The organism is Vibrio sp. R78045, assembly GCF_042466085.1.
GTDB classification, from domain to species: domain Bacteria; phylum Pseudomonadota; class Gammaproteobacteria; order Enterobacterales; family Vibrionaceae; genus Vibrio; species Vibrio cyclitrophicus.
On sequence record NZ_JAXHBS010000018.1, the window covers coordinates 1066580 to 1089066 of the forward strand.

The following is a 22487-nucleotide window of genomic DNA, read 5'->3' on the forward strand; positions in this document are numbered from 1 at the left end:
AGTCTAAAGTGGGTAACTGTCAGTTCAGGTCTGAATTAGTACACTTTAAACGGCTTACAACTTACATAAGTCCCATTTTTGCTTTCAAATCCAAAGGCATCCTGGCAACGGCTAAATCCAATGTTTCTTTGACACTTCGAGCTTTAAGTTCGTTGTACTTTTTTTCTAAAGATTGGTGGCTTTGAACAATAACTTCTTTTTTATTAACTCTAATGCCCGTTTTCTTTCTTTTTAATTGCTTCTTTTGCTCAAGCTCATGCATCTCTAAGAGTTCTTGATTAACATCATCAAAGAAGGCTTCAATGTCTTTACTGAATGAGGATGCATTAAAAATACTTTGTGCTGACCGACCAACGGTTTTGGCGACGTTAGACTTTTTAATTTGATAGAACTTCTTAGTTTTATTAGTTGCTACCTCACCAAAGCTTGAAATTGCTTCTTCAGCTTCTTTCTTTAAATCAAGAATGGCAATGTAAGCCTTATGAGTAGTATGCTCTGAGTCGCTAACTACCCATGAAGGTTGTTCACTTTGTTTTTGCTCGGTTGAGGTATCATCTAACGAACCCATAAACTCATCTGACATGAGTTCATCTAAATCAAATTCATTATGCATACAATGCTTCCTCTTCCGTAATCTTGCTTTCTATTGCGTCAATTGCTTTTTTAATTGCAGCTAAAATAGGGCCAACCTTGGTAGCGTTCCCTTTGTTTCTAAGCTCTTTAATGCGCTTCCAACTTGATTTAAGTGTTGGCAAGTGCGCTTCCAACAAGAAGCCAAAAGCGTGCTCCTGCAATGCCTCTTTCACCATAGGTTGAATGACTTGCCATATCCCCTTGATATTACCCTCAGTGATAAGAGCGTTAGTACAATTCAGACAAAACTCAGGTTTGGCATCTTGTGGGTTTAAGGACCCCATTTTCGAACATTTTGCTCTAGAATCCGCACCATCACGAGGAATACAGGTAGCGAAAGTATTCACCTGAATATCAATGATACGACCACCTAATGCTTCTCTCAATGCTCGCATTTCACTTTTGTTTTTTACTTGAGTTAACGATGTCGCTTTTTTGACAAACTGCGCCATACCACCTACGTATTTTTCACCGACTTGTTCTGATTCGATAATCAGCAACTCAACCAGTGAGTTTAGGTAACGCTGCTTCGCTGATTGCATTAGCCCTCTAGCATCTTTATCTCTTAGATATGCCATAAAAAAAGAGTTATCTAGGTGTGCAAACTGATGGCGAATGACCGCGCCCACATCGCCCTGGTAACGAGTGAGAACGGACTCAGCCCATATGTGACGAAAAGCGTGAGGAGAAGGATAGCGCACACCTTCTAATAACTCAGAGAAAATATCCATCATTGTTTTCTTATCATTCAAATCCACTGAGCCACTAGTTAGTAGTACTTTAGTTTCATCGGAAAGATAAGTTTCGATGACTTCTTGATGCTTTGTATTTACAAGAGGCTCACCTTTAGAGAATTCAACAAGAGAGGCTTTCAGTGCTTTTTGAGCTTTATCGCCATTAAATGATGAGCAAGACAGTCTCAGCCAATCTTTTTTCACCTCTTGAGCACAAGAAAGCAAGTTCTTATAACGAGCACTGCCAATACTATATTTGGCTGACAGAAATTCTAATTCTTTTTGCTCATCAACCGTAAACTGAGCAGTGTGTTTACTATTTAAGATATCGAGCTTAATCACATCATTAAAAGGCTGGTACGCTCTGACAAAGCCTGCCCAATTGGCTTTCACTCTATTTTCAATGTATGCTTCTGATTGGTTAACTCTCTCTTTTTTAGCGTTTCCTGCATAAGAATACAGGCACGGATCATCACCTTCATGCCCAAACACCTCATTTAATTGCGCAGCAACTTGATAACATTGAGAGGTAACTTCTCGATTAATTTTGGTAGAGCCGCCCGTTTTAGGGACTAGCCATTTAAGCTTAAAGCGAAATGGCACATGAGCATTGTCGAGAATATCCAAGTTTGCTTCAGACTGTATGGACTTCAATGGAAAACCAAACTCCGATTGTCGGTAGCCTGTCCAAGCCACAACAAGGTTAGCCATCGCATAAAGTGGAATATTCAAAATTGCTTTAAAGCTTTCATACGTTTTTAACTCTGAATTAGACAATTGTTTATTTGCCCAAGCGCCAATATCAGTAAGAAACTGCCCTCTCCCCAATATTTTTTCAGATACAATTGCTTGCATTTTTCCGTACACATCATCTACGGATAATTGGCTTAACGATTCAGCTTCTAAAAAGGTTTTATCTAATGAAAGCAAGTAGCCCTGCCATACCTCATTCGGGGTCTTATGTCCCTCCAAACCTAAGTATTTTTGCAGCATTAATATTCGAATTAACTCCACTGAATCACTTCGAGAGGATAATCCTAACTCAATAACTAACGCTTCAATGGATTGGTCTTTTAAAGACGTTACCAATTCAAATCGCTTCGAGTACTCTTCAAAGAGCGCATCTTTCACTTCCACTGTAAGAGCATTAAAGTTAACCCCTGCCCTATGGGCTGTCGACTTGTATTCAACACTCTCTAATACTGCTGTAAGCATGACTTCACGAAGGGAATTCGATGGACTACTATCTAAACTCTTCATCCCATATTTAGTGCCGATACTCTCAAATACCAACCTACATACGGTGGTGTACAGAAAGTCGTTTTGATAAACCTGTTTAAGATAGTCAACGTAATACTGCCCCAACTCAAGCCCAAGAAAGTTCAAGCTACCGCCTTTTTTAAACTCAGAGAGCGTTGTGCTGTATTGTGATTGACAAATTTCATCTAAGCTTTTATCTATTTTCTTTTGTGTTAGAGAGAAATCAATAACACCAACCACACCCAGAGCTTTGAGATTGTTTCTTATTGTATGAAACCGAAATGGTGCTAGTGACCCTCGATAAGAAGGCGTAGATATACGGTTCACAAATCCATACTGGTTGACCGTTCTCGCCATAAACGATGTCCAAAAAGATTCCAATAACGATGCAGTAAGGCTTGTTTCACTATTCTCTTTAAGAAAGGCGAAAAGGTGCAACATCATTTGATAAGCAGGAAGAGCGTATTCAACACTCGTAGGACTGATAACACTCAGACATACTAATTTTGCATACTCCTTCGCATCTAGAGGGGAGTCATACCCATCTTTTAAATAGGTTGATATGGATTCATGGTTAAAAACAGGAAGATCAAACCATGAGAAATCTAACGTTGTGGTGCTGCCATTTTGTTTAGCTTTGAAGTGCCAAGTGTCAGAATAAATATCGTCTTTATCACTTATGAAAAATGGGTTAGCGGTCAACTTTAAATTCTGGTCATACCAAAAACTATCAATTGGACTTTTTAATACTGTTACTGCCATAGTTTTCCCTTACATCGAATGAAAGACGCTCATTACCACGCCATTTTTTATCATTAAGTCAAACTGCTCCCTACCTTTACGCTGTGACGCTTTACTCATCTTAGGTAGGGTGTCTTCTAGCCATTCCACAGTCGGTATCACGGTTTTAAATAAGTGATCAGGATTATGAGAAAGGAGCTTCTTATAATTCTTTTTGAATTCATGGAGGTAATTGTGCATCTTCAAAACAGTAATAGGGTTGTCTGAAACATAGATTGGCTCTAACACTTCGTTTTCTTTTTGGTCACTCAACGCCATTACGCCCACTTCATCGATACGCCCTTTCTCTTGCCCTGTCACAACTCGAAGCCTTGAATTCATCTCCTCATGCTTATATGCAATCAAATCTGTGACCGCCATGAACTCACTATTAAAGGCTGCAACTTGCTTTTCATTCTCAGGCTTAAAATTTAAGTTGAAAACATTATGAATCAAATCCTGCATCACCTCACGAGTGATTCGACCAGAGCTATTCATCCATTCTTCATTCTTTTCAGTTAAGTAGCTTACTTTCTCAGTTTGGTTCGAGTGAGAATTACGGTTAATGAGATAATTCAAGGTGTATGGGTCACTAACTGCATGAACCGCACTATTTTTAATAGCTTGAAGACCAATAATAGATCTCTGACAAGGTGATTGTGATTGAGCAACTAACTTACGTTTCTCTCCTATCGTTATTTTTTTGGGGTTCGATACAACATTTTCAGGATGGATACCGTGGGATATCAGGGCACAAAATGCTTGAGGAATTAAATTAGGTAACTGCTGTTTTTCGTGTGCTGCCCTGAGTTTTTCTGATAAATCGCTTATTTGAAGCAGTGCATTAAAAGCACCTAAAAGTGAGGTGGTGTTGTTACTAATTACCAAGAGTTGGTTAACAAAGAAAGGTAAGCCTTCATCTTGCTGTTCTAGTAGCGTTAAAAGCGCCTTACCTTCTGGTGTTCGTGTAGATAAAGAACGGGTTGTATGAAACACTTTAGCCCGACCCTTAAAATACTCACACTCAATATCGACCACTCTCCCGCCAACTTTCATCAATCTAAAATCAGAGTGCCTTAGTTTGGGTATGTCATATGGCTGCACCGTTAAGCTTGCCATCAACCAAGCGAACATTAACTCCTCTACATTAGTCAATGCTTTTGATGAGTCATCCTTTAAGACCCTCTTTATCCATTCGATAGAGAAAACGGAGCCATCTAGCAATGAAGAAAAATGAAAGTTTGTGAAATTCGCATTAACTTTCTCCTTCTCACGTACTTTATTCAGAAAAAGGCTATCACACTCTTCCTGACTCTTTAATGCAGAAGAAATAGTACTGTACGCAGCTAAACTACTTGAATTAAAAAGAATGAAAGTCCTCAAAGCTGCTTTAAGTGCGTTCGATGGGTTATCTTGCTTGTGATAAATAGACAGCATCAAATAGATGATATTACCGACTGCTTTACACTTCACATGAGTTTTATCTTTCGATTCAATAACTAACCAAGGACTTAATTGCGGTTTAATACTCCTAATCAGCGTTTGTAGTTCATCTTTATAGGTTTTCAGTTCAAGAATGACAGTAGCAGAGGTCAAGCTTAATGAATTCACCGCCAGTTTTGGGGAAGCGAGAGCAGAATAAATATCACTTCCAATACCAATATCGTCTCTTCTTAACCAGTCTAATGCACCAAAATAACTGGCTATGGATTTTTGAGACCTATTCAGGTTAGGGGTGTGTTTTGTTTTACGAAGTTCAATGAGATAAGCATACTCATCACTACTTAATTCTTTTCTTAATGATTCAGACTCAATGCCATAACCCAATACAGTTTTTAATGAAGCTAATGGGCTTTGACCACCATGATTATCTAGCTCATCCATGCGGTCGGTTTCGTAAAGTTTTAGTATTTCGTAGCGATTTTCAATATTGTGGGTATTAAGCCATGCAATGAATGGTTTAGCAGTAATCGCAAATAGACTACTTGTAGAAATCCGAGCACTTTTATCAAAAAAAACGTAGTTATAAGCCGCAATCACCGCCTTATAGATAATCGTTTTATCGACATCCTCAGTATCGGTCATGGATAGAGTGTAAGCAGCAGTGCGGTGCTCTGTTTTAGGGATAGAAATTGATCTAACTGAGAATGGTAACTCTAGTGAAGCAACTGGTTGTTTTTTTTTAAAGTCTCTAGATAGTGCCTTTTCTATCTCAGCGCTTGAAAGCGTCTCTAAATTATCCATGGACCACCTCTTTTAGTAACTGCTCCCTCTGACCACACGCATGAATGTAAACTTTGGTGGTTTGGTTTGAATACTTGCTATCTACCTTGTGTCCCAAACGCCTTGCGGTTTCAATATACACCGCTGATTCGGTGGTGATTGATTCGTAATTTTTCTTTGCTTTTTGGCAGCCTTCATAAAAAATATCAGTGCCAAATGAGTGTCTTAAATGATGGTAACTTAATGCCTTGTCCAGATCTTGATAACCCAAATAAGCCTCTGGACTCCCTTGCATTAATTGTCGAACTTTCTCCAATACATCAGCAAAAACATCGCTTCCAAATCGCTCGGATACAGCTCTACCTCGGCTACTATTGGTTGAGTTTGATACTAAAAGCTGATTACACTCAGTTTCAGGTCGCTCCAAATCATAATATCGCTTCATTAACGCAAGGTGGTTGCGCTTAATATAAAGCTTTCTTTTTGAACCATATTTTGCGTGAAAAGAAGCTAGATGGTATTCGAACTCCTCTTTATCTGGGTTGTCCACCATATCTTTAAAAAGAGTCAACAAACCTTTTTGAGTAGAGCCGTCAGCTTTAAAATCATCTACGTAAAACCCTTGGTTCTCTTTGGTTCTACAACCAAGTTCTCCACCATTACGCAAAACAACCTCTTCCAAAATAGTTTTAGTGTTGCTGTACAACAATTCTCTTGTCGCTGGAAGGAGATATTTTATGATGAGTTTTGATTTGCTATTTGAGCGAACTAACTCTCTATTTTCTGAATAGATGAAGATTTTCTTATATGGCATGTCAAAGAAGTAAGAGAGCCAATTGTAATAACTAGTTAGCGACATCACCGCTCGATTAACAACAATTTCACTAGCTTCCATAGCTTGTATTAGATGGTCATTAATGAATGTATTCATATATTCAGCAGGAAGAGCAGTGTGGTTATCGAGTGTAAGTAAAGGGTGAACTGAACCTTTGGTATAATCTTCTAACCACTCAAGAAAAACGCCCAATTTCTCACCTCGGACATATTGAGCGTCTTCACCAATTTCAACCTCTTTAAATTGGAAATCATATTGTTCAGTCTGAGGGTTCTTTAGCTTTTCATGGACAACAGACAGCCCATTCAAATTGGTATAGCGATTATAAAGGCAAGGTAACAGAAGTGGCACATCGTTATCATCAAGATAAATCCAGTGTTGGTTATGAATTTTGTCATTTATTCTTTGCATACGTTTTTACCATACAGTTACCACCCATAAGTAAAAGGTAGTAGACAATAAAAACACTTACAAATTTTATTATAAATTAACACCCTCAAGTTTAAAAACAATCCATATCAACATGGATTATTTTTCTCACTTTCTCTTGGTCCGCACTACGCATCTAGAAATAACTCAACCTTACAACTGTATCTATGAACAGTATAATCAATTATTCTCAAATTTAAAATGATATAGAGTCCAGCTCAACAGGTTTCACTTCAATAGCCACCTACAATTCTGATAGTATTGTTAACGAGTATTTAGTCTATAAGTAGGGATCGCTTTTGAGTGAAAAAATACTAGTGGTAGAAGATAGCCGTGCATTCAGAAACTACCTTTACCAACAACTTAAGAACGATGGCTATGACGTAAAGTTAGCCGAATCAGTGGCACAAGCGAAAGCTATCTTAGAGCAAGAGACAGACTTCTTGTGTGCGGTATTAGATTACTGCTTACCCGACGGTCAAGATGGCGAGATCATTGATTTAGTACTTGGCTACCAACAAAAGATCATAGTGCTCACTGGCATGTTCAACAACACACTTCGAGAGCAGGTGCTCGCTAAAGGTGTGCTTGATTACATCCTCAAAGACAGCATGTCATCGGTAAGTTATTTACTCCCTCTCGTCAAAAGAATCTCGAATAATCGACATCACAAAGCTCTGGTCGTAGATGACTCAACTGTGGTTCGTCGGTATATCGTGCAACTTTTAGAACATCAATACATTCAAACGGTCCAGGCCGAAGACGGAGAACAAGCACTAAAGCTTCTCCAAAACGATCCTGATATTACTTTTGTCGTTACTGATCACGATATGCCAAACAAAGATGGTATTTCGATGACCCGCGATATTCGAGTTCACCACGACCGTAATCAACTCGCGATTCTAGGTCTATCTGGCAGTGATGACCGCACCATGACAGCACGCTTCCTCAAAGCTGGCGCGAACGACTTCCTTTATAAGCCCTTTAACCAAGAAGAGTTTTTCTGTCGTATCCATCAGTTGCTAGATATGAAAGAAGCGACCAACGAGCTATTTCGACATGCCAACGAAGATGCCTTAACTGGCCTTTGGAATCGTCGTTACCTATTCAATCAAACATGTAAAGGTTGCGAGCAACGAAGCATCGCGATGATGGATATCGACTTCTTCAAGAAAGTGAACGATACCTACGGCCATGACGGTGGCGATGCAGTGCTGATTGAAGTAGGAAAGATCATCAAAGACCACTTTAAAGATGACGTAGCGGTTCGTTTCGGTGGTGAAGAGTTTTGTATTCAATCATGTGGCCCATTTGAGGCCTTTGTCGAGAAGTTAGAATTAATGAGGGTTGCGATACAAAGCCAAAACGTAATGCATGATTCACAATCGATTAAAGTAACCATGAGTATCGGTGTTACTGACTTGGTTGGCAGTTTGGATGAACAAATCAAAGCCGCAGATGAATTGTTGTATACCGCAAAAGAGCAAGGTAGAAACCAGCTCATATTCGCTCGCAACAACCAACAAATTGAAAAATCGCAACTAAACTGACTAAACCAAAACAAAAGAGCTCAAGACCATTGGCCTTGAGCTCTTTGCATTTTAAGGAGCTCGGTGACACCAGCTCCAGAATCAATATCGCAAATTAAGCAATACGGTCTTTATTCCAAGACGCTTCTTTTTGTTGGCGTTCAGCCAGTTTTTCTTCACGGTATGCTTCGCGCGCTTCACGTTTCTTACGCGCATCACAAGGTTCTGGGCAGTTACATACTTTATCGATACCAACAGCACCTAAGCCACCACAGCTGCCTTTCACAACTTTCTTTTGGACTATATAGCCAATAGACATTGCTGTGATTACGGCAAGAAAAACACCAAATGTAATCAGAAATGTATTCATAATTCTCTCGCTTACCTTATTTACCTAAGTATGGCTTAAATGCTTCAGAAGCAATTTCTTTAAAGCCATCTGCTGTTTTTACCACCATGAATGCTGGGATGTCATGTTGGTTTGCGACTTCCATTCCTTTAACCTCACCTAAGACCATTAAGCCAGTAGATAAGCCGTCTGCAGTCATTGAAGACGGGTTTAAAACTGTCACAGAAACCACTTTATGGTGAAGAGGCTTTCCTGTTTCTGGGTTAATGATGTGAGAGTAACGCACACCATCACGCTCAAAATAGTTACGGTAATCACCAGATGTCGCGATCGCCATATCACCTGGTTCAATAATCTCTTGGATGTTACGCTCTTCAACGCTTGGTTTTTCGATAGCGATACGCCAGCCTACACTTTCGCGATTTAAACCCTTCAAGCGGATTTCCCCGCCCACTTCTACCATATAGTTGTGAATGCCAATTGAATCCAGATAATCTGCAACAACATCAACGCCCCAACCTTTTGCAATAGTTGAAAGATCAACATACAAGTTTGGTAAGTCTTTTTTCAGTTTATTGCCTTCAACGCTAAGATGATGAATACCAACCTTTGCCTTGCGAGCCGCTAATTCTTCATCTGTTGGTACTACTTCAGGGCGAGCTTCAGGGCCAAAACCCCACAGATTAACCAGAGGACCTACAGTAACATCCAACGCGCCTTCAGTAAGACCGTTCAAACGAATTGCTTCTTTCACTACAAGAGCAGTTTGTTCAGAAACTTCGAAAGCGTCAGCACCACGATGTTGATTAAAACGGCTCAGCTCAGAGTCCTCACGGTAAGTCGACATTTGATCGTTCACTTCTTCAAGCAGACGATCGATCTCGGTATGAACTTCATTTGACTCAGGAAACTCATCACCATTGATATACTTAATGTTATAACTGGTGCCCATTGTTGGGCCACTTAAATGCACTTGCTCTCTTGGCTGCTCACAGCCAGCAAGAAAAATCAAAGAAGTTAATGCAACAAGCCAAATTCTCACTTGCTTACTCCTATTTAATGTTGAGGATTTATATAAGGAAAAATAAGAGAATAAATAGGTATTTTTAACACCTTACTCTTTCTTATATAAGCCGTTGTATTGTCAAAAGCTATCTTAGAAAAACAAATGGCTGACTCGTAGGAGTCAGCCATAATATCAATCACTTAAATGGATTAACCACCAAAGTCATCTAGTAGGATGTTTTCATCTTCTACACCAAGATCTTTAAGCATGCCGATAACAGCAGCATTCATCATTGGTGGACCACACATGTAGTACTCACAATCTTCAGGAGCTTCATGATCCTTCAGGTAGTTTTCGTACAATACGTTATGGATGAAACCTGTGTAACCGTCCCAGTTGTCCTCTGGTTGAGGATCAGACAGTGCACAGTGCCACACGAAGTTTTCGTTTGCAGCCGCTAGGCCGTCGAAATCTTCAATGTAGAACATCTCACGCTTAGAACGTGCACCATACCAGTAAGACATCTTACGAGTAGAGTTAAGACGCTTAAGTTGGTCGAAGATGTGTGAACGCATTGGCGCCATACCTGCACCACCACCGATGAATACCATTTCATTGTCTGTGTCTTTAGCAAAGAACTCACCAAATGGACCAGAAATAGTACATTTGTCGCCTTCTTTAAGAGACCAGATGTATGAAGACATCACACCAGGAGCTACATCAGGGTTATTTGGCGGCGGAGTTGCGATACGCACGTTAAGCTTGATGATGCCTTTCTCTTCTGGGTATGAAGCCATAGAGTAAGCACGGATCGAATGCTCTTTAACGATAGACTCGTAACGGAACAAGTTGAACTTATCCCAGTCACCACGGTATTCCTCAGGAATATCGTAATCTGCGTATTTCACGTGATGTGGTTCAGCTTCAATCTGAATATAACCACCTGCGCGGAACGGAACCTCTTCACCTTCAGGGATTGCTAGAGCCAATTCTTTGATGAAAGTAGCTTCATTGTTATTCGAGATAACAGTACATTCCCACTTTTTAACACCAAAGATATCTTCGTCTAGTTCAATCTCCATGTCAGTTTTCATAGCAACTTGACATGCAAGACGTTCGCCTTCGCGAGCTTCACCTTTTGTGATGTGATCAAGTTCAGTAGGTAAGATGTCGCCACCACCAGACTTAACTTTTACACGACACTGACCACAAGAGCCACCGCCACCACAAGCAGAAGATACGAAGATACCAGCGCCAGCTAGGGCACCAAGTAGCTTGCTACCAGGTTGAGTAACGATCGCCTTTTCAGGGTCGCCGTTTACTGAAATAGTGATGTCACCTGATGGTACTAACTTAGACTTAGCGAAAAGAATCACTAGAACTAGAGCCAGTACAATAATGGTAAACATCGCTACGCCAAGAATAATGCTTTGCATTTGTTATTCCTTATTACTGGGTGCTTACCCTACAGTTGAACACCAGAGAAAGACATAAAGCCTAACGCCATCAAACCAACAGTAATGAACGTGATACCAAGGCCACGTAGACCTGGAGGTACGTCAGAGTACTTCATCTTCTCACGGATACCCGCAAGAGCAACGATAGCTAACATCCAACCCACACCAGAACCGAAGCCGTAAACAACAGACTCAGCAAAGTTGTAGTCACGAGTTACCATGAAAGATACACCACCAAAGATTGCACAGTTAACTGTGATCAGTGGAAGGAAGATACCTAGTGCGTTGTACAAAGGTGGGAAGAAACGGTCTAAAACCATCTCTAGGATTTGTACAAGTGCCGCGATAACACCGATGAATGCGATGAAGTTAAGGAAACTTAAATCGACACCTTCAACAAGCGCGTTTTCTTTTAGGATGTGTGTGTAAACAAGGTTGTTTACAGGAACAGCGATTGTAAGTACTACAACTACCGCAACACCAAGACCAAAAGAAGTTTTAACTTTCTTAGATACCGCTAGGAATGTACACATACCTAGGAAGAAAGAAAGCGCCATGTTTTCGATGAAAATCGATTTAACTAGCAGACTAATATAATGTTCCATGACTACCTTACCCCTTCGCTTCTACTTGTTCTGGTTTGAACACACGAATTGCCCAAATCAAGAAACCAATTAGGAAGAACGCAGAAGGTGCTAGAAGCATCAAGCCATTTGGCTGATACCAACCACCGTTGCTCACTAGAGGTAGTACTTCCATACCAAATAGTTTGCCAGAGCCTAGAAGCTCACGGAAGAAACCAACAGTGATAAGAACGAAACCGTAACCAAGACCGTTACCAATACCATCGATTAGAGATGGGATTGGTGCAGACTTCATTGCGAATGCTTCAGCACGACCCATTACAATACAGTTAGTAATGATTAGGCCTACAAATACAGATAGCTGCTTAGAGATATCGTATAGGTATGCTTTAAGCACTTGGTCTACCACGATTACTAATGATGCGATAATTGCCATCTGAACGATGATACGCACACTGTTAGGAATGTGGTTACGGATCAAAGAAACGAAGAAGTTAGACAGAGCAGTAACAAACATTACCGCGATAGTCATAACAAATGCTGTTTCTAGCTTAGTGGTTACCGCAAGAGCAGAACACACACCAAGAACCTGTAGCGCGATAGGGTTGTTATCCAACACTGGCGCTAAGATGCTCTTTTTAATTTCTTTTGCACTAGACATTAGTTCAGACCTCCATCACGAACTTTTGCTAGGAACGGACCAAAGCCCATTTCACCTAACCAGAAGTCAAATGTATGTTGAACGCCAACGCTGGTCAGTGTTGCACCTGAAAGGCCATCAACACCGTGCTCAGAACCTTGAGGAGCACCACCTTTAACTACCTTGATAGCTGGCTTGTGGTTGTCGTCGAATAACTTCTTACCAACGAATTGAGCACGCCAAGTTGGGTTCTCAACTTCACCACCAAGTCCAGGAGTTTCACCTTGCTCGTAGTAAGTGATACCAGAAACTGTGTTGCCATCAGTTTCTACCGCAACGAATGCGTACATCATTGACCATAGACCGTTACCGTGAACAGGGATGATAACTTTAGAAGTTTCAGCGCCATCTTTCACTAGGTAAACCGTACCAATGTTAGCACGACGAATGATCTTAGCGATGTCATCTTCAGCTGAAAGCTTGATTGACTGAGCTGGATCTTTTGCCGCTTTACGTTGGTCGTATGCAGCAGCATCGCCGTCAACGAAATCGCCAGTAGCGAAATCAACTAAACGAGGTTCGATGTTCTCTGCGTACAGTGCTGGAATATCACCTGCAAGTTCAATGCCCGCAACTTCAAGGATCTTAGTTTGCTGATCCAGAACTGCGTTAGCTTGTTGCTTAGGTTTAAGAACAACTGCAGCTGTTGAAACGATGATTGAGCACACTAGGCTCAATGCGATAACAACAAACAGCGTCTTTTTAATGCTATCGTTATTACTTGCCATAGCGCGCTAGTCTCCGCTTAATGTTCTTCTCGATTACAACGTGGTCAAACAGAGGAGCAAATAAGTTTGCGAATAGAATCGCAAGCATCATGCCTTCTGGGTATGCAGGGTTAACTACACGAATCATTACACACATTGCGCCGATTAGGATGCCGTACCACCATTTACCACCGTTGGTAAATGACGCTGATACAGGGTCTGTTGCCATGAAGAACATACCAAATGCGAAGCCACCTAAAACTAGATGCCAGTGCCAAGGCATGCTGAACATTGCATTAGTGTCAGAACCGATCACGTTAAACAATGTTGATACAGCAATCATACCAATCATTACACCAGCAATGATGCGCCATGAAGCAATGCCCATGTATACAATCATTGCAGCACCGATCATAAGTGCAAGCGTTGATACTTCACCGATAGAACCTGGGATGTTACCAATGAACGCATCCATCCAAGTGATCGTCTCACCAGATACTGTATTCATTAGTGCACTACCACCGTCTTGAGCCCATTGGCTAAGCGCAGTTGCACCAGAGAAACCGTCAGCTGCAGTCCAAACTACGTCACCTGAAATCTGTGCAGGATATGCAAAGAACAGGAACGCACGACCAGCAAGCGCAGGGTTCAGGAAGTTACGACCCGTACCACCAAAGATCTCTTTAGCAACAACAACACCGAAGGTAATACCTAATGCTGCTTGCCATAGAGGAAGTGTTGGCGGAACGATAAGCGCAAATAAGATAGAAGTAACAAAGAAACCTTCGTTGACTTCGTGTTTACGTACCATACAGAACAGTACTTCCCAGAAACCACCAACGATAAATACCGTTGCGTAGATAGGTAAGAAGTAAGTCGCACCCAAGAGCATCTTACTGCCCCAACCTGCATCGGCCCCTAAGGAGGCGCCTAACATTTCGGTTAGCCAGTAGTGCCAGTTACCATCAATGATAGAAACCAGCTCTGCACCTGAATACATGTGGTTTAGTGCTGCGATAGCTTGACCACCTGCGTTATACATACCCCAGAACATTGCTGGGAATACCGCAAGCCAAACCATGATCATGATACGTTTTAAGTCAACGCTGTCACGGACATGTGAGCTTTTCTTTGTAACTGTACCTGGTGTGTAGAACAGTGTTGCTGCAGCTTCGTAAAGCGCAAACCACGTTTCGTGTTTACCACCTGGTTCAAAATGATGCTCGATGTCTTCAATAAACTTTTTAAGGCCCATGAAAATTACCCTTCCTTCACAATTATATCTAGGCATTCACGAAGTAACTGACCGTACTCGTACTTACCAGGACATACAAAGGTACACAGTGCTAAATCTTCTTCATCTAGCTCTAGCGCACCAAGTGCTTGTGCACTATCAACGTCGCCAGCGCATAGATCGCGAAGCAGCAAAGTAGGCTCCATATCTAATGGCATTACTTTCTCGTAGTTACCAATTGGAACCATAGAGCGATCACTACCGTTTGTTGTCGTTGTCATGTTGAACAACTGACCTTTAAACACGTGACCAAGGAATGAACGAGTAACAGAGAACTTGTTCTTACCAGGCATTGCCCAACCAAACAGCTCTTTATCACGACCTTCACGAAGAACCGAAACCTGTTGATGGTAACGGCCAAGGTAAGCATGTGGACCTGAAGCGTGAACACCAGATAACACTGAACCTGAGATCAGGCGAACTTCACCTGGCATCAACTCGCTGTCCGTTAACTCTTCAAGGCTAGCACCAATTTGAGTACGAACTAGACGTGGGTTGTTAACTACTGGACCAGCCAGAGAAACAACACGCTCAGAGTAAATCTCACCAGTAAGGAAAAGCTTACCGAATGCGATAACATCTTGGTAGTTAATGCTCCACGCTACGTTTTGTGCATTTACCGGGTATAGGTAATGCATATGCGTGCCTGCAAGACCTGCAGGGTGTGGGCCATCAAAAACATGTTCTTCAACGTTAGACTGAGCTGAACGAGGTAAACTAGTACCTTTTTTACAAACGTACACTTTACCGTTAGTCAGAGTTGAAAGAAGATCCAAACCAGCAACGAAAGCATCAGACTGCTCGTTAATGATTAATTCTGGCTCAGCTGCCAACGGATTAGTATCCATAGCAGTTACGAAAATAGCCTGAGTTTCAGAATCAATGGCTGGAACCTTGCTGAACGGACGAGTTCGCAAAGCGGTCCATGCGCCAGACTCAACTAACTGAGATTTAACCGTTTCACGGTCAAGACCTGCTAGTTGGCTAGCTTCATAGCTATTGAACGTGATTTGCTCATTGCCTGCTACTTCAATCACTACTGATTGAAGAACACGCTTAGCACCACGGTTCACTTCAATAACTTTACCGCTTGCTGGAGAAGTAAATACAACACCTGGGTTCTTTTTATCTGCAAAAAGAACTTGGCCTTTCTTCACTTCATCACCAACGCGAGCATGCATCGTAGGACGCATACCAACGTACTCTTCGCCAAGCAAGGCGACTTTAGTGATGGACTTACCATCATTAATCACCTGGGATGGAGTTCCTGCGATAGGAAGATCCAAACCCTTATTTATTGTAATCATACGCACTTGCACTACTTTATCGGGAAAAAGATTCTTTTAATTGCGTAAATTCAGGACGTTTTAAACTCGCCCTTAGACACGACATTACAGTGTCCGGTTTTGGTAAATTTGAGATACCAAAATCGCAACATTTTCATAATAAAATCACCACACGAATCATGTGAGATTTATCAGGTGCGATATTCTAGCATTTTTTGACAACTCGATGCCATGACCAATAACTTGAATACAGCCTTTATTTGGTGAGATTTGAAGCATATGGCCTCTCAAATATGTATAAATTTGACGAGCCGCACAGATAAAATGGCTTTTGAATCGTGTTTTAAACAAGAGATTAATACTCTGTCACAAACTAATATTTTACTAGTTATGTTGAAACACTGTTAATAAAAACATTACTCATTGTAGGTATTTGAGCCCGTTCAATTTGACATCAGTTTGGGTGATATAAGAACGAAAAATACATAAGTTTGACGACAAAAAAAGCGCCATGGCGCTTTTCTCTGTATATAGGCCTTCTTACTTTCCGCCACCCATACACATTGGACTGTCTGGCACGCTATCTAGCTGCTTCATCCATTCATCTTTTGTATAAGTGTGAATAGACAGTGCGTGGATATTATTGGCTAACTCTTCTGAAAGTGCCTTATTTACCGCTCGATGACGAGCAATAAGACGCAAACCTTCAAACACATCACTGACAACAATCACTTTAAAATGACTCTCAGAACCAGCCGGAACATTGTGCATATAGCTCTCATTCACCACGCTTAAATGACTTGGTGAAAACTCATTGTGCAATTTTGTTTCGATAACTTCTTGGATCATTGTGATTCCTTAATAACGTATTGGCATTACTGTGAGGTGATTATAAACCCTAACAGGTCGACTGTCTGAGTATTTCATTGCAGACGGCATCGGTTTGGTTGAGTTTTTTCTATCTTGTTTAGCCTGCATTTGAGACAATATCTCTGTTATTTCTTATTATAAGCACCTCAAGTATGAAAACCGATCTTACCCTTCTCGATAGAACTTTGACCTTACATCGTTTCCCTAAACGTTCAAATGAAACTCTTCAAGCTTGGGATGCGGGCGACGAATACATTATCAACCATGTTGAAGAGATGAATCTTGAACCTGGTAAACACATTTTAATCATGAACGATAGCTTTGGTGCTCTATCTACTTGGTTCTCCAAAGATCATGATGTCACGATGATGAGTGATTCTTTTATCTCCCATCGTGGCGCACTGAAAAACTTACAACGTAATCAAAGTAATCGTGTGAGTTTCTTAAACACAATGGATGCGATCCCACACGGGATTGATCTTGTGATTATGCAGTTGCCGAAAACAAACCGTCACCTGATTTGGCAGTTAAGCCAATTACGTCAAGCGTTACCTGAAGGCTGCCAAGTCATTGGGGTAAATAAAGTGAAAGAGATACACACTTCAACGCTTAACATTTTTGAAAAATATCTAGGCGAAACAAAAACATCGCTAGCAAAGAAAAAACATCGCTTAGTCTTATCTTCTCCAAATTGCCAGCCGATTCAAAAAGTCGAACCTTACGTTGAGTGGGATGTAGACGGTGAAGATATCCGTCTGAAAAATTTACCAAATGTTTACTCAGGGGAAGCACTCGATCAAGGCGCTCGTTATATGCTAGAGCACATCCCTCAAGATCCTGAACTACGTCATATCATCGACTTAGGCTGTGGTAATGGCGTATTGAGTGTAAAAGCAGGCCAATTAAACCCACAAGCTCGTATCACTTGTGTGGATGAGAGCTTTATGGCTGTGGAATCAGCACGACAAAATGTAATAGATAACCTAGGTGAAGAAGGCAACTTTCAGTTCATTGCTAACAACTGTTTAGATGGCTTTAAGAAAAACAGCACTTACTTGGTTATGTGTAATCCTCCATTCCACCAGCAACAAGCGATTACTGATCACATTGCATGGCAAATGTTCTGTGATGCAAAGCATGTTCTAAGCAATGGGGGCAAATTAATTGTTATTGGTAACCGTCACCTCGGATACGATGTAAAACTAGCGAGATTATTTGGTGAAGCGAACGTTGAAACGCTTGAATTGAACCAAAAATTTGAGATATTACAAGCAACAAGAGAACCTGCTAACTTTAACAAATAGGCAGTAGACCGCTTTAAAATACCGAGCTTCTTGTGTGAATTTAGAAAGGATAAAGGAATGAAAAAACTGATTTTGGCTGCCTCTATTATGGCTTTAACAGCATGTTCAGCCCCTCAGCAAGAACAGATCAACGTAATGCCAGAAGCTTCATTAAGCTCAAGCAACCTTGTGCAAGGCAAAACATACACGTTAACCAGTAAAGATGTACGTGCTGCTCAGTATGTTGCATTGGTTGATAGTGGACGTTCAAATATCCAACCAATTCACGCAAAGCAAAATATGCGTATTTCTCTGGAAAATGCTTTAGCACAACAGCTAGAGTCACAAGGTTTTCGTGCAAGCGTAAACAGTGAAAACTCTGTGGTTTTAGAAATTCAAGAAGCACTTGTTACCGTCAAGCACACCATTATGGAAAACCAAATGGACGGTAAAGTGACGCTTGAAGTAACTGCTGAAACACCTGAAGGTAAGCTAGTTAAAACATTCAACGGTACAGCGACTCGTACCGGAGCACTAAGCGCATCAAACGACGACATCTCAATGGTGCTTAACGATGTGATCAACTTGGTTCTTACTGAAATCGCGAATGACCCTGAACTACAAAACTACATGAAGGAACGTTTCTAATGAGCCGCATTCTTACTTCTATCGCATTAATGCTGGTGAGCGTGAGCGTTTGGGCTGGTCCTAAAGTGAACGTTGAAACAACATTAGGTGACTTCACTATTGAACTAAACCAAGAACAAGCACCGATTAGTGCTGAGAACTTCCTAAAATACGTTGAAGACGGCAGCTACGAAGGCACTATCTTCCACCGAGTTATTCCGGGCTTTATGGCACAAGGTGGTGGCTTCGATCAGGACATGAATCAACAAGCGACTTATGCTCCAATCAAGAACGAAGGCAGTAACGGTCTAAAGAATGATACAGCAACGATCGCTATGGCTCGCACTAATGCGCCTGATTCTGCGACTCGTCAGTTCTTCATTAACTTTGCTGACAATGATTTCTTAAACGCGAAAGGCGGTAATCCTGGTTACGCTGTATTTGGCAAAGTGACTGAGGGGTTTGATGTCATTCAAAAGATGGCCACCATTCCAACTAAACGAATGGGACGTATGTCAGACATCCCAACCGACCCAATCGTCATCACCAACGTAACCCTTCTTAAGTAACCTCATCAAACGCCCTTATTTCTTAAGGGCGTTTTTCTATACAAGGACGCCCTATGTCATCAGGCACTCCCTCTCTTACTTGGATGCAGACTTTCCGCAGCTACCTAGATAAACGCTTACTTTGGGTGTTTATGTTAGGTTGTTCGAGTGGCTTCCCATGGGTTCTTATTGGCTCCAACATGTCTGGATGGCTTAAAGATGCGGGCTTAACTCGCGCTGCAATCGGCTATTTTGGTAGCGTATTTGCAGTCTACGCCATTAATTTTTTATGGGCTCCCTTGGTTGACCGAGTCAAGTTGCCAATCCTGCACTCCATTCTAGGTCAACGACGCAGCTGGATATTTTTATGTCAAAGCTTTGTATTGATCTGCACATTATTAATTGCAGGAGTGAACCCAGCCAATGATCTGATGTTCACTTCCATGCTTGCGCTTGGAATTGCAATTGCTTCTGCTACTCAAGATATCGCGATTGATGCTTTCCGTATTGATTCATTTCCAAAATCAGAATCATCAAAATTGCCACAAGCTTCTGCTATGGCCGTTGTCGGATGGTGGACAGGTTACTCACTTCCGGGTTATCTGGCATTTATCAATGCCGATTCTATAGGTTGGAACGGTGTATATTACGGTATGGCTGGTGTCGTCGTCGTTCTGATGTTGTTCACGCTGTTTGTTGGTGAGCCGATTACCAAACGTGAAGCACTACAAAAAGAAGCTCTGCAACGTCATAATAAAGTGGTGGGTTCAAAAGTTGTGGCGTGGTTCAGTGTCACAGTATTAGAACCGTTTTATGATTTCTTTAGGCGGAATGGTGTTCAGGTAGCGATTACTCTTCTGCTGTTTGTATTCCTATTTAAGATAGGCGAAGCTTTCTTAGGGCGAATGTCGATCCCCTTCTACAAAGAGATAGGCTTTAGCAACGAACAAATTGGTCACTACTCCAAGCTAATTGGCTGGGGCGCAACAATATTCTTCACCTTGTTAGGCAGTATCTTCAATGTCAGGTTCGGTATTGTGCGCGGGTTGATGATTGGCGGTATAGCAATGGCAGCCAGTAACCTGATGTTTGCATGGATAGCTAAAGCGGGCCCAAGTGAAACTCTGTTCTTGGCAACAATTATTGTCGATAACTTTACAACGGCATTCTCGACAGTAGCATTCGTGTCTTTCTTAACACTATTAACTGGGCAAGCCTTCTCTGCAACCCAGTATGCATTACTCGCATCCTTGGGTAACTTCGGTCGCACCACGCTGGCTTCCTTCAGTGGTGAGTTGGTTGATTTCCTCAATGATTGGTCAACCTTCTTTATACTGACCTCATTAATGGTCATTCCAAGCTTGATCATGCTTTATTCGTTACGCCACTTTTTCACTGATTTATTAGAGAAAGCTAAAACCAACCAAGAATAAGAGCAAAAGAAAAAAGAGGATAGCATTGAGCTGCCCTCTTTTGTTTTCTGATTACTGACATCACAGATCTAGTCTGTTGTATCACTCACTAATAAGTTGAAGCCCATTCCCGCCACATCATCAATCGCCACAACTTGATAAACGACACCATCAGCTAAGGTTGCAGGCGCAGAGTCAATGGCAACAGTAGTTGGGTCTCCTGCTACAGTAATCGTCACGTAGTAAGATCCCGCTGCCACATAAATACCATTCGCGTAATCTTTGAATTTCACGTTACTCAATGCCGGTGTACTTCCTGAAATTCCCACGTTTTCGGTTAAGTAAATGTCAACTAACGCTGCGATTGGGTTAGCCGCTGCATGAGTAATATTCAATACCGCACTAGTGGCAACAGGGCGTCTATTTTCCGGTACAACCAGAGCTTCCAAATTAAGATTCGATACTGTTCCTACTGCATACACACTGTAATCCATACCAGTAAACACAGCTAAACCATCAACATCAATAAATGTGGGAGACGTCGTCGCAGTTTCATAGATGTCAATATCGTAGCTCCCTGCCGCTAGATCTAAGAACCCACGAACTTCTTTAAACATCAAATCATCAAGCGGAGCAAACTGGGTTGAATTCACATACACATCTACATTTGGTGCACCATCCACAAGGTGCCCCACTCTTACTTCTGCGGTTTCTGCCATATCGTAAATCAAAGATGAGCCTTTACCATCCATCACCATAAGTTTCACTGGAGACGCACTGTTTGAATCAGCTCTAGGTACCGCCGCTATAGTCAACTCACTACCGCCAGACAGAGTAATTTCTCCAGAATCAAAAGCAATAGCACTACCACTCACTGTTTCTAGTCTCACTCGATACTGCCCAGCAGGGATATTCAGAACGTCTGTGAAATCTTTATACCCTAACGTCCCGAGAGGTGTGCCTAGAGGATCACTCGGACCTGTAACGTATAAGTTCACAACCCCAACACCAGATGCCGCATGAACAACCTGCACATCTAAACTTGAGCTTGTTGCTGTACCACTCGCAGGTCTCGTCACGACTAACGCTTCAACTGGATTATTCGAACCGTCAGCATCACCAACTACCATCACTGTATAATCAGTATCGCTGCTCAATTCAAATTGGTTTTGAGGTAATACAGTTAGAACGGCATCGCCAGGGAGTTGAACGTCAACTTGAACGGAAGTCTGCCCAGCTGTCACTGATGTATACCCTGATGCGTTGGCATAATCGACACCCGTCCAACGTGCCTGACTGTTAATCAAAACATTCGCAAGCGGCGCATCTGGTGACGCATGTACCGCTTGAATTTGCGTTGTGGGCTCATCGTCGTCATTACAGCCGACAATAAAAAGCGCTGAAATTGCTACTGCTAAAATTGGTGAATATTTCATTAGTCTTCTCTCCAAAACATTTAGAACAGCTCAACGCACAAAAGGAAGTTTCTTAAAAGTCTGTCAACACTTAATCTGTGTATAGCGCAAAGAACTGTCTCGTTATCTCTTTTTAGTGGTAAGCAACAGGGTTTGTAATCCGATTTACTCGTCACCAGAGTTCTTCATTAAATAACTCCAACTTCATTACGGAGTCGGTCAAAAATAGATCAAAGCAAAGAAAACGAGACAGACGATTTAACCCATTTTGGGGAAGAAAAAACTTAGAAAGGAATACTGTTGATTTTGATATGCATGTCACTCTATTCAGTAGAATCGTTTGCTTAGGATGGTATTTAGCCAATTTATCCACAAAATAATCAAATTTCACAAAACCAATAGAATTAGTGGTGCATCAAGATGCATTGCCATCTTAAAGTTCCGTCATTTAGATCATTAGTGTGATCAACCTCACCATAATAATTATAGTTTTCACTCCGTCTCACTTTTATTTGAGAACAAAATC

The 22487-nt window shown here is 41.4% G+C and carries 19 protein-coding genes; 5 read left to right on the forward strand and 14 right to left on the reverse strand.

Going from position 1 to position 22487, the window contains the following annotated elements:
* Positions 1-61 precede the first annotated feature (61 nt).
* The 4 genes from SJY39_RS26640 to SJY39_RS26655 are packed head-to-tail and all read right to left on the reverse strand — an operon-like array spanning position 62 to position 6876.
* Complete coding sequence (locus SJY39_RS26640; RefSeq protein ID WP_390243123.1) at positions 62-613, reverse strand: hypothetical protein; 552 nt, start codon at positions 611-613, stop codon at positions 62-64.
* Positions 606-3389, reverse strand: a complete 2784-nt coding sequence (locus SJY39_RS26645) for a hypothetical protein (RefSeq protein ID WP_390243125.1) — start codon at positions 3387-3389, stop codon at positions 606-608. Before SJY39_RS26645 ends, SJY39_RS26640 begins: the two co-directional genes overlap by 8 nt.
* 9 nt (positions 3390-3398) lie before the next feature.
* Positions 3399-5651 carry a hypothetical protein gene (locus SJY39_RS26650; protein WP_390243127.1) on the reverse strand — a complete coding sequence of 751 codons (2253 nt, stop codon included), beginning with the start codon at positions 5649-5651 and terminating at the stop codon, positions 3399-3401.
* Positions 5644-6876, reverse strand: a complete 1233-nt coding sequence (locus tag SJY39_RS26655) for a site-specific integrase (protein WP_390243129.1) — start codon at positions 6874-6876, stop codon at positions 5644-5646. The genes SJY39_RS26650 and SJY39_RS26655 overlap by 8 nt, the downstream gene beginning before the upstream one ends.
* Positions 6877-7193: 317 nt before the next feature.
* Between SJY39_RS26655 and SJY39_RS26660 the strand changes: the two genes are divergently transcribed.
* On the forward strand, positions 7194-8444 hold the full coding sequence (locus SJY39_RS26660; RefSeq protein WP_016793092.1) for a response regulator: 1251 nt from the start codon (positions 7194-7196) through the stop codon (positions 8442-8444).
* A gap of 94 nt (positions 8445-8538) precedes the next feature.
* On the opposite strand, the gene nqrM is transcribed toward SJY39_RS26660, so the two are convergent.
* From nqrM to bolA, 9 genes are all read right to left on the reverse strand, one after another.
* Complete coding sequence (gene nqrM, locus SJY39_RS26665; protein WP_010439061.1) at positions 8539-8793, reverse strand: (Na+)-NQR maturation NqrM; 255 nt, start codon at positions 8791-8793, stop codon at positions 8539-8541.
* A 16-nt stretch (positions 8794-8809) separates the two neighbouring features.
* Positions 8810-9814, reverse strand: coding sequence for an FAD:protein FMN transferase (locus SJY39_RS26670; protein WP_010439058.1), 1005 nt, complete (start codon positions 9812-9814; stop codon positions 8810-8812).
* A gap of 173 nt (positions 9815-9987) precedes the next feature.
* Complete coding sequence (gene nqrF / locus SJY39_RS26675) at positions 9988-11214, reverse strand: NADH:ubiquinone reductase (Na(+)-transporting) subunit F (protein WP_010439056.1); 1227 nt, start codon at positions 11212-11214, stop codon at positions 9988-9990.
* A 29-nt stretch (positions 11215-11243) separates the two neighbouring features.
* A complete protein-coding gene (gene nqrE, locus SJY39_RS26680) occupies positions 11244-11840 on the reverse strand; it encodes an NADH:ubiquinone reductase (Na(+)-transporting) subunit E (RefSeq protein ID WP_009848375.1) in 597 nt (198 codons plus the stop codon).
* 7 nt (positions 11841-11847) lie between these two features.
* Positions 11848-12480 carry an NADH:ubiquinone reductase (Na(+)-transporting) subunit D gene (locus SJY39_RS26685; RefSeq protein ID WP_010439052.1) on the reverse strand — a complete coding sequence of 211 codons (633 nt, stop codon included), beginning with the start codon at positions 12478-12480 and terminating at the stop codon, positions 11848-11850.
* Entirely contained in the window at positions 12480-13247 is a 768-nt protein-coding gene (locus SJY39_RS26690) for a Na(+)-translocating NADH-quinone reductase subunit C (RefSeq protein ID WP_010439050.1), read from the reverse strand. Before SJY39_RS26690 ends, SJY39_RS26685 begins: the two co-directional genes overlap by 1 nt.
* The gene (locus SJY39_RS26695; RefSeq protein WP_390243133.1) at positions 13237-14481 is read right to left on the reverse strand and encodes an NADH:ubiquinone reductase (Na(+)-transporting) subunit B; all 1245 of its coding nucleotides are present in this window, start codon (positions 14479-14481) and stop codon (positions 13237-13239) included. Before SJY39_RS26695 ends, SJY39_RS26690 begins: the two co-directional genes overlap by 11 nt.
* 5 nt (positions 14482-14486) lie before the next feature.
* Entirely contained in the window at positions 14487-15827 is a 1341-nt protein-coding gene (locus SJY39_RS26700) for a Na(+)-translocating NADH-quinone reductase subunit A (RefSeq protein ID WP_010439044.1), read from the reverse strand.
* 519 nt (positions 15828-16346) lie between these two features.
* Complete coding sequence (gene bolA / locus SJY39_RS26705) at positions 16347-16655, reverse strand: transcriptional regulator BolA (RefSeq protein WP_010439043.1); 309 nt, start codon at positions 16653-16655, stop codon at positions 16347-16349.
* 173 nt (positions 16656-16828) lie between these two features.
* Here bolA and SJY39_RS26710 point away from each other — a divergent pair, with 173 nt between their 5' ends.
* From SJY39_RS26710 to SJY39_RS26725, 4 genes are read left to right on the forward strand one after another with little or no spacing between them, the layout of a single operon-like run.
* The gene (locus SJY39_RS26710; RefSeq protein WP_010439042.1) at positions 16829-17980 is read left to right on the forward strand and encodes a methyltransferase; all 1152 of its coding nucleotides are present in this window, start codon (positions 16829-16831) and stop codon (positions 17978-17980) included.
* A 57-nt stretch (positions 17981-18037) separates the two neighbouring features.
* Complete coding sequence (locus SJY39_RS26715; protein WP_010439040.1) at positions 18038-18607, forward strand: YajG family lipoprotein; 570 nt, start codon at positions 18038-18040, stop codon at positions 18605-18607.
* A complete protein-coding gene (locus tag SJY39_RS26720; RefSeq protein ID WP_010439038.1) occupies positions 18607-19155 on the forward strand; it encodes a peptidylprolyl isomerase in 549 nt (182 codons plus the stop codon). Before SJY39_RS26715 ends, SJY39_RS26720 begins: the two co-directional genes overlap by 1 nt.
* Positions 19156-19208: 53 nt before the next feature.
* Positions 19209-20567: an AmpG family muropeptide MFS transporter gene (locus tag SJY39_RS26725; RefSeq protein ID WP_010439036.1), complete on the forward strand. Its 1359-nt coding sequence runs from the start codon at positions 19209-19211 to the stop codon at positions 20565-20567.
* Positions 20568-20635: 68 nt separating this feature from the next.
* Here the strand turns inward: SJY39_RS26725 and SJY39_RS26730 are convergent, their stop codons facing one another.
* A complete protein-coding gene (locus tag SJY39_RS26730; protein ID WP_016793093.1) occupies positions 20636-21982 on the reverse strand; it encodes a DUF4397 domain-containing protein in 1347 nt (448 codons plus the stop codon).
* Positions 21983-22487 lie beyond the last annotated feature (505 nt).

Coding starts and splice junctions, on each gene's coding strand:
- SJY39_RS26640 (WP_390243123.1), bottom strand. CDS start 613: ATGCATAATGAATTTGATTTAGATGAACTCATGTCAGATGAGTTTATG.
- SJY39_RS26645 (WP_390243125.1), bottom strand. CDS start 3,389: ATGGCAGTAACAGTATTAAAAAGTCCAATTGATAGTTTTTGGTATGAC.
- SJY39_RS26650 (WP_390243127.1), bottom strand. CDS start 5,651: ATGGATAATTTAGAGACGCTTTCAAGCGCTGAGATAGAAAAGGCACTA.
- SJY39_RS26655 (WP_390243129.1), bottom strand. CDS start 6,876: ATGCAAAGAATAAATGACAAAATTCATAACCAACACTGGATTTATCTT.
- nqrM (WP_010439061.1), bottom strand. CDS start 8,793: ATGAATACATTTCTGATTACATTTGGTGTTTTTCTTGCCGTAATCACA.
- nqrF (WP_010439056.1), bottom strand. CDS start 11,214: ATGCAAAGCATTATTCTTGGCGTAGCGATGTTTACCATTATTGTACTG.
- nqrE (WP_009848375.1), bottom strand. CDS start 11,840: ATGGAACATTATATTAGTCTGCTAGTTAAATCGATTTTCATCGAAAAC.
- SJY39_RS26685 (WP_010439052.1), bottom strand. CDS start 12,480: ATGTCTAGTGCAAAAGAAATTAAAAAGAGCATCTTAGCGCCAGTGTTG.
- SJY39_RS26690 (WP_010439050.1), bottom strand. CDS start 13,247: ATGGCAAGTAATAACGATAGCATTAAAAAGACGCTGTTTGTTGTTATC.
- SJY39_RS26695 (WP_390243133.1), bottom strand. CDS start 14,481: ATGGGCCTTAAAAAGTTTATTGAAGACATCGAGCATCATTTTGAACCA.
- SJY39_RS26700 (WP_010439044.1), bottom strand. CDS start 15,827: ATGATTACAATAAATAAGGGTTTGGATCTTCCTATCGCAGGAACTCCA.
- bolA (WP_010439043.1), bottom strand. CDS start 16,655: ATGATCCAAGAAGTTATCGAAACAAAATTGCACAATGAGTTTTCACCA.
- SJY39_RS26710 (WP_010439042.1), top strand. CDS start 16,829: ATGAAAACCGATCTTACCCTTCTCGATAGAACTTTGACCTTACATCGT.
- SJY39_RS26715 (WP_010439040.1), top strand. CDS start 18,038: ATGAAAAAACTGATTTTGGCTGCCTCTATTATGGCTTTAACAGCATGT.
- SJY39_RS26720 (WP_010439038.1), top strand. CDS start 18,607: ATGAGCCGCATTCTTACTTCTATCGCATTAATGCTGGTGAGCGTGAGC.
- SJY39_RS26725 (WP_010439036.1), top strand. CDS start 19,209: ATGTCATCAGGCACTCCCTCTCTTACTTGGATGCAGACTTTCCGCAGC.
- SJY39_RS26730 (WP_016793093.1), bottom strand. CDS start 21,982: ATGAAATATTCACCAATTTTAGCAGTAGCAATTTCAGCGCTTTTTATT.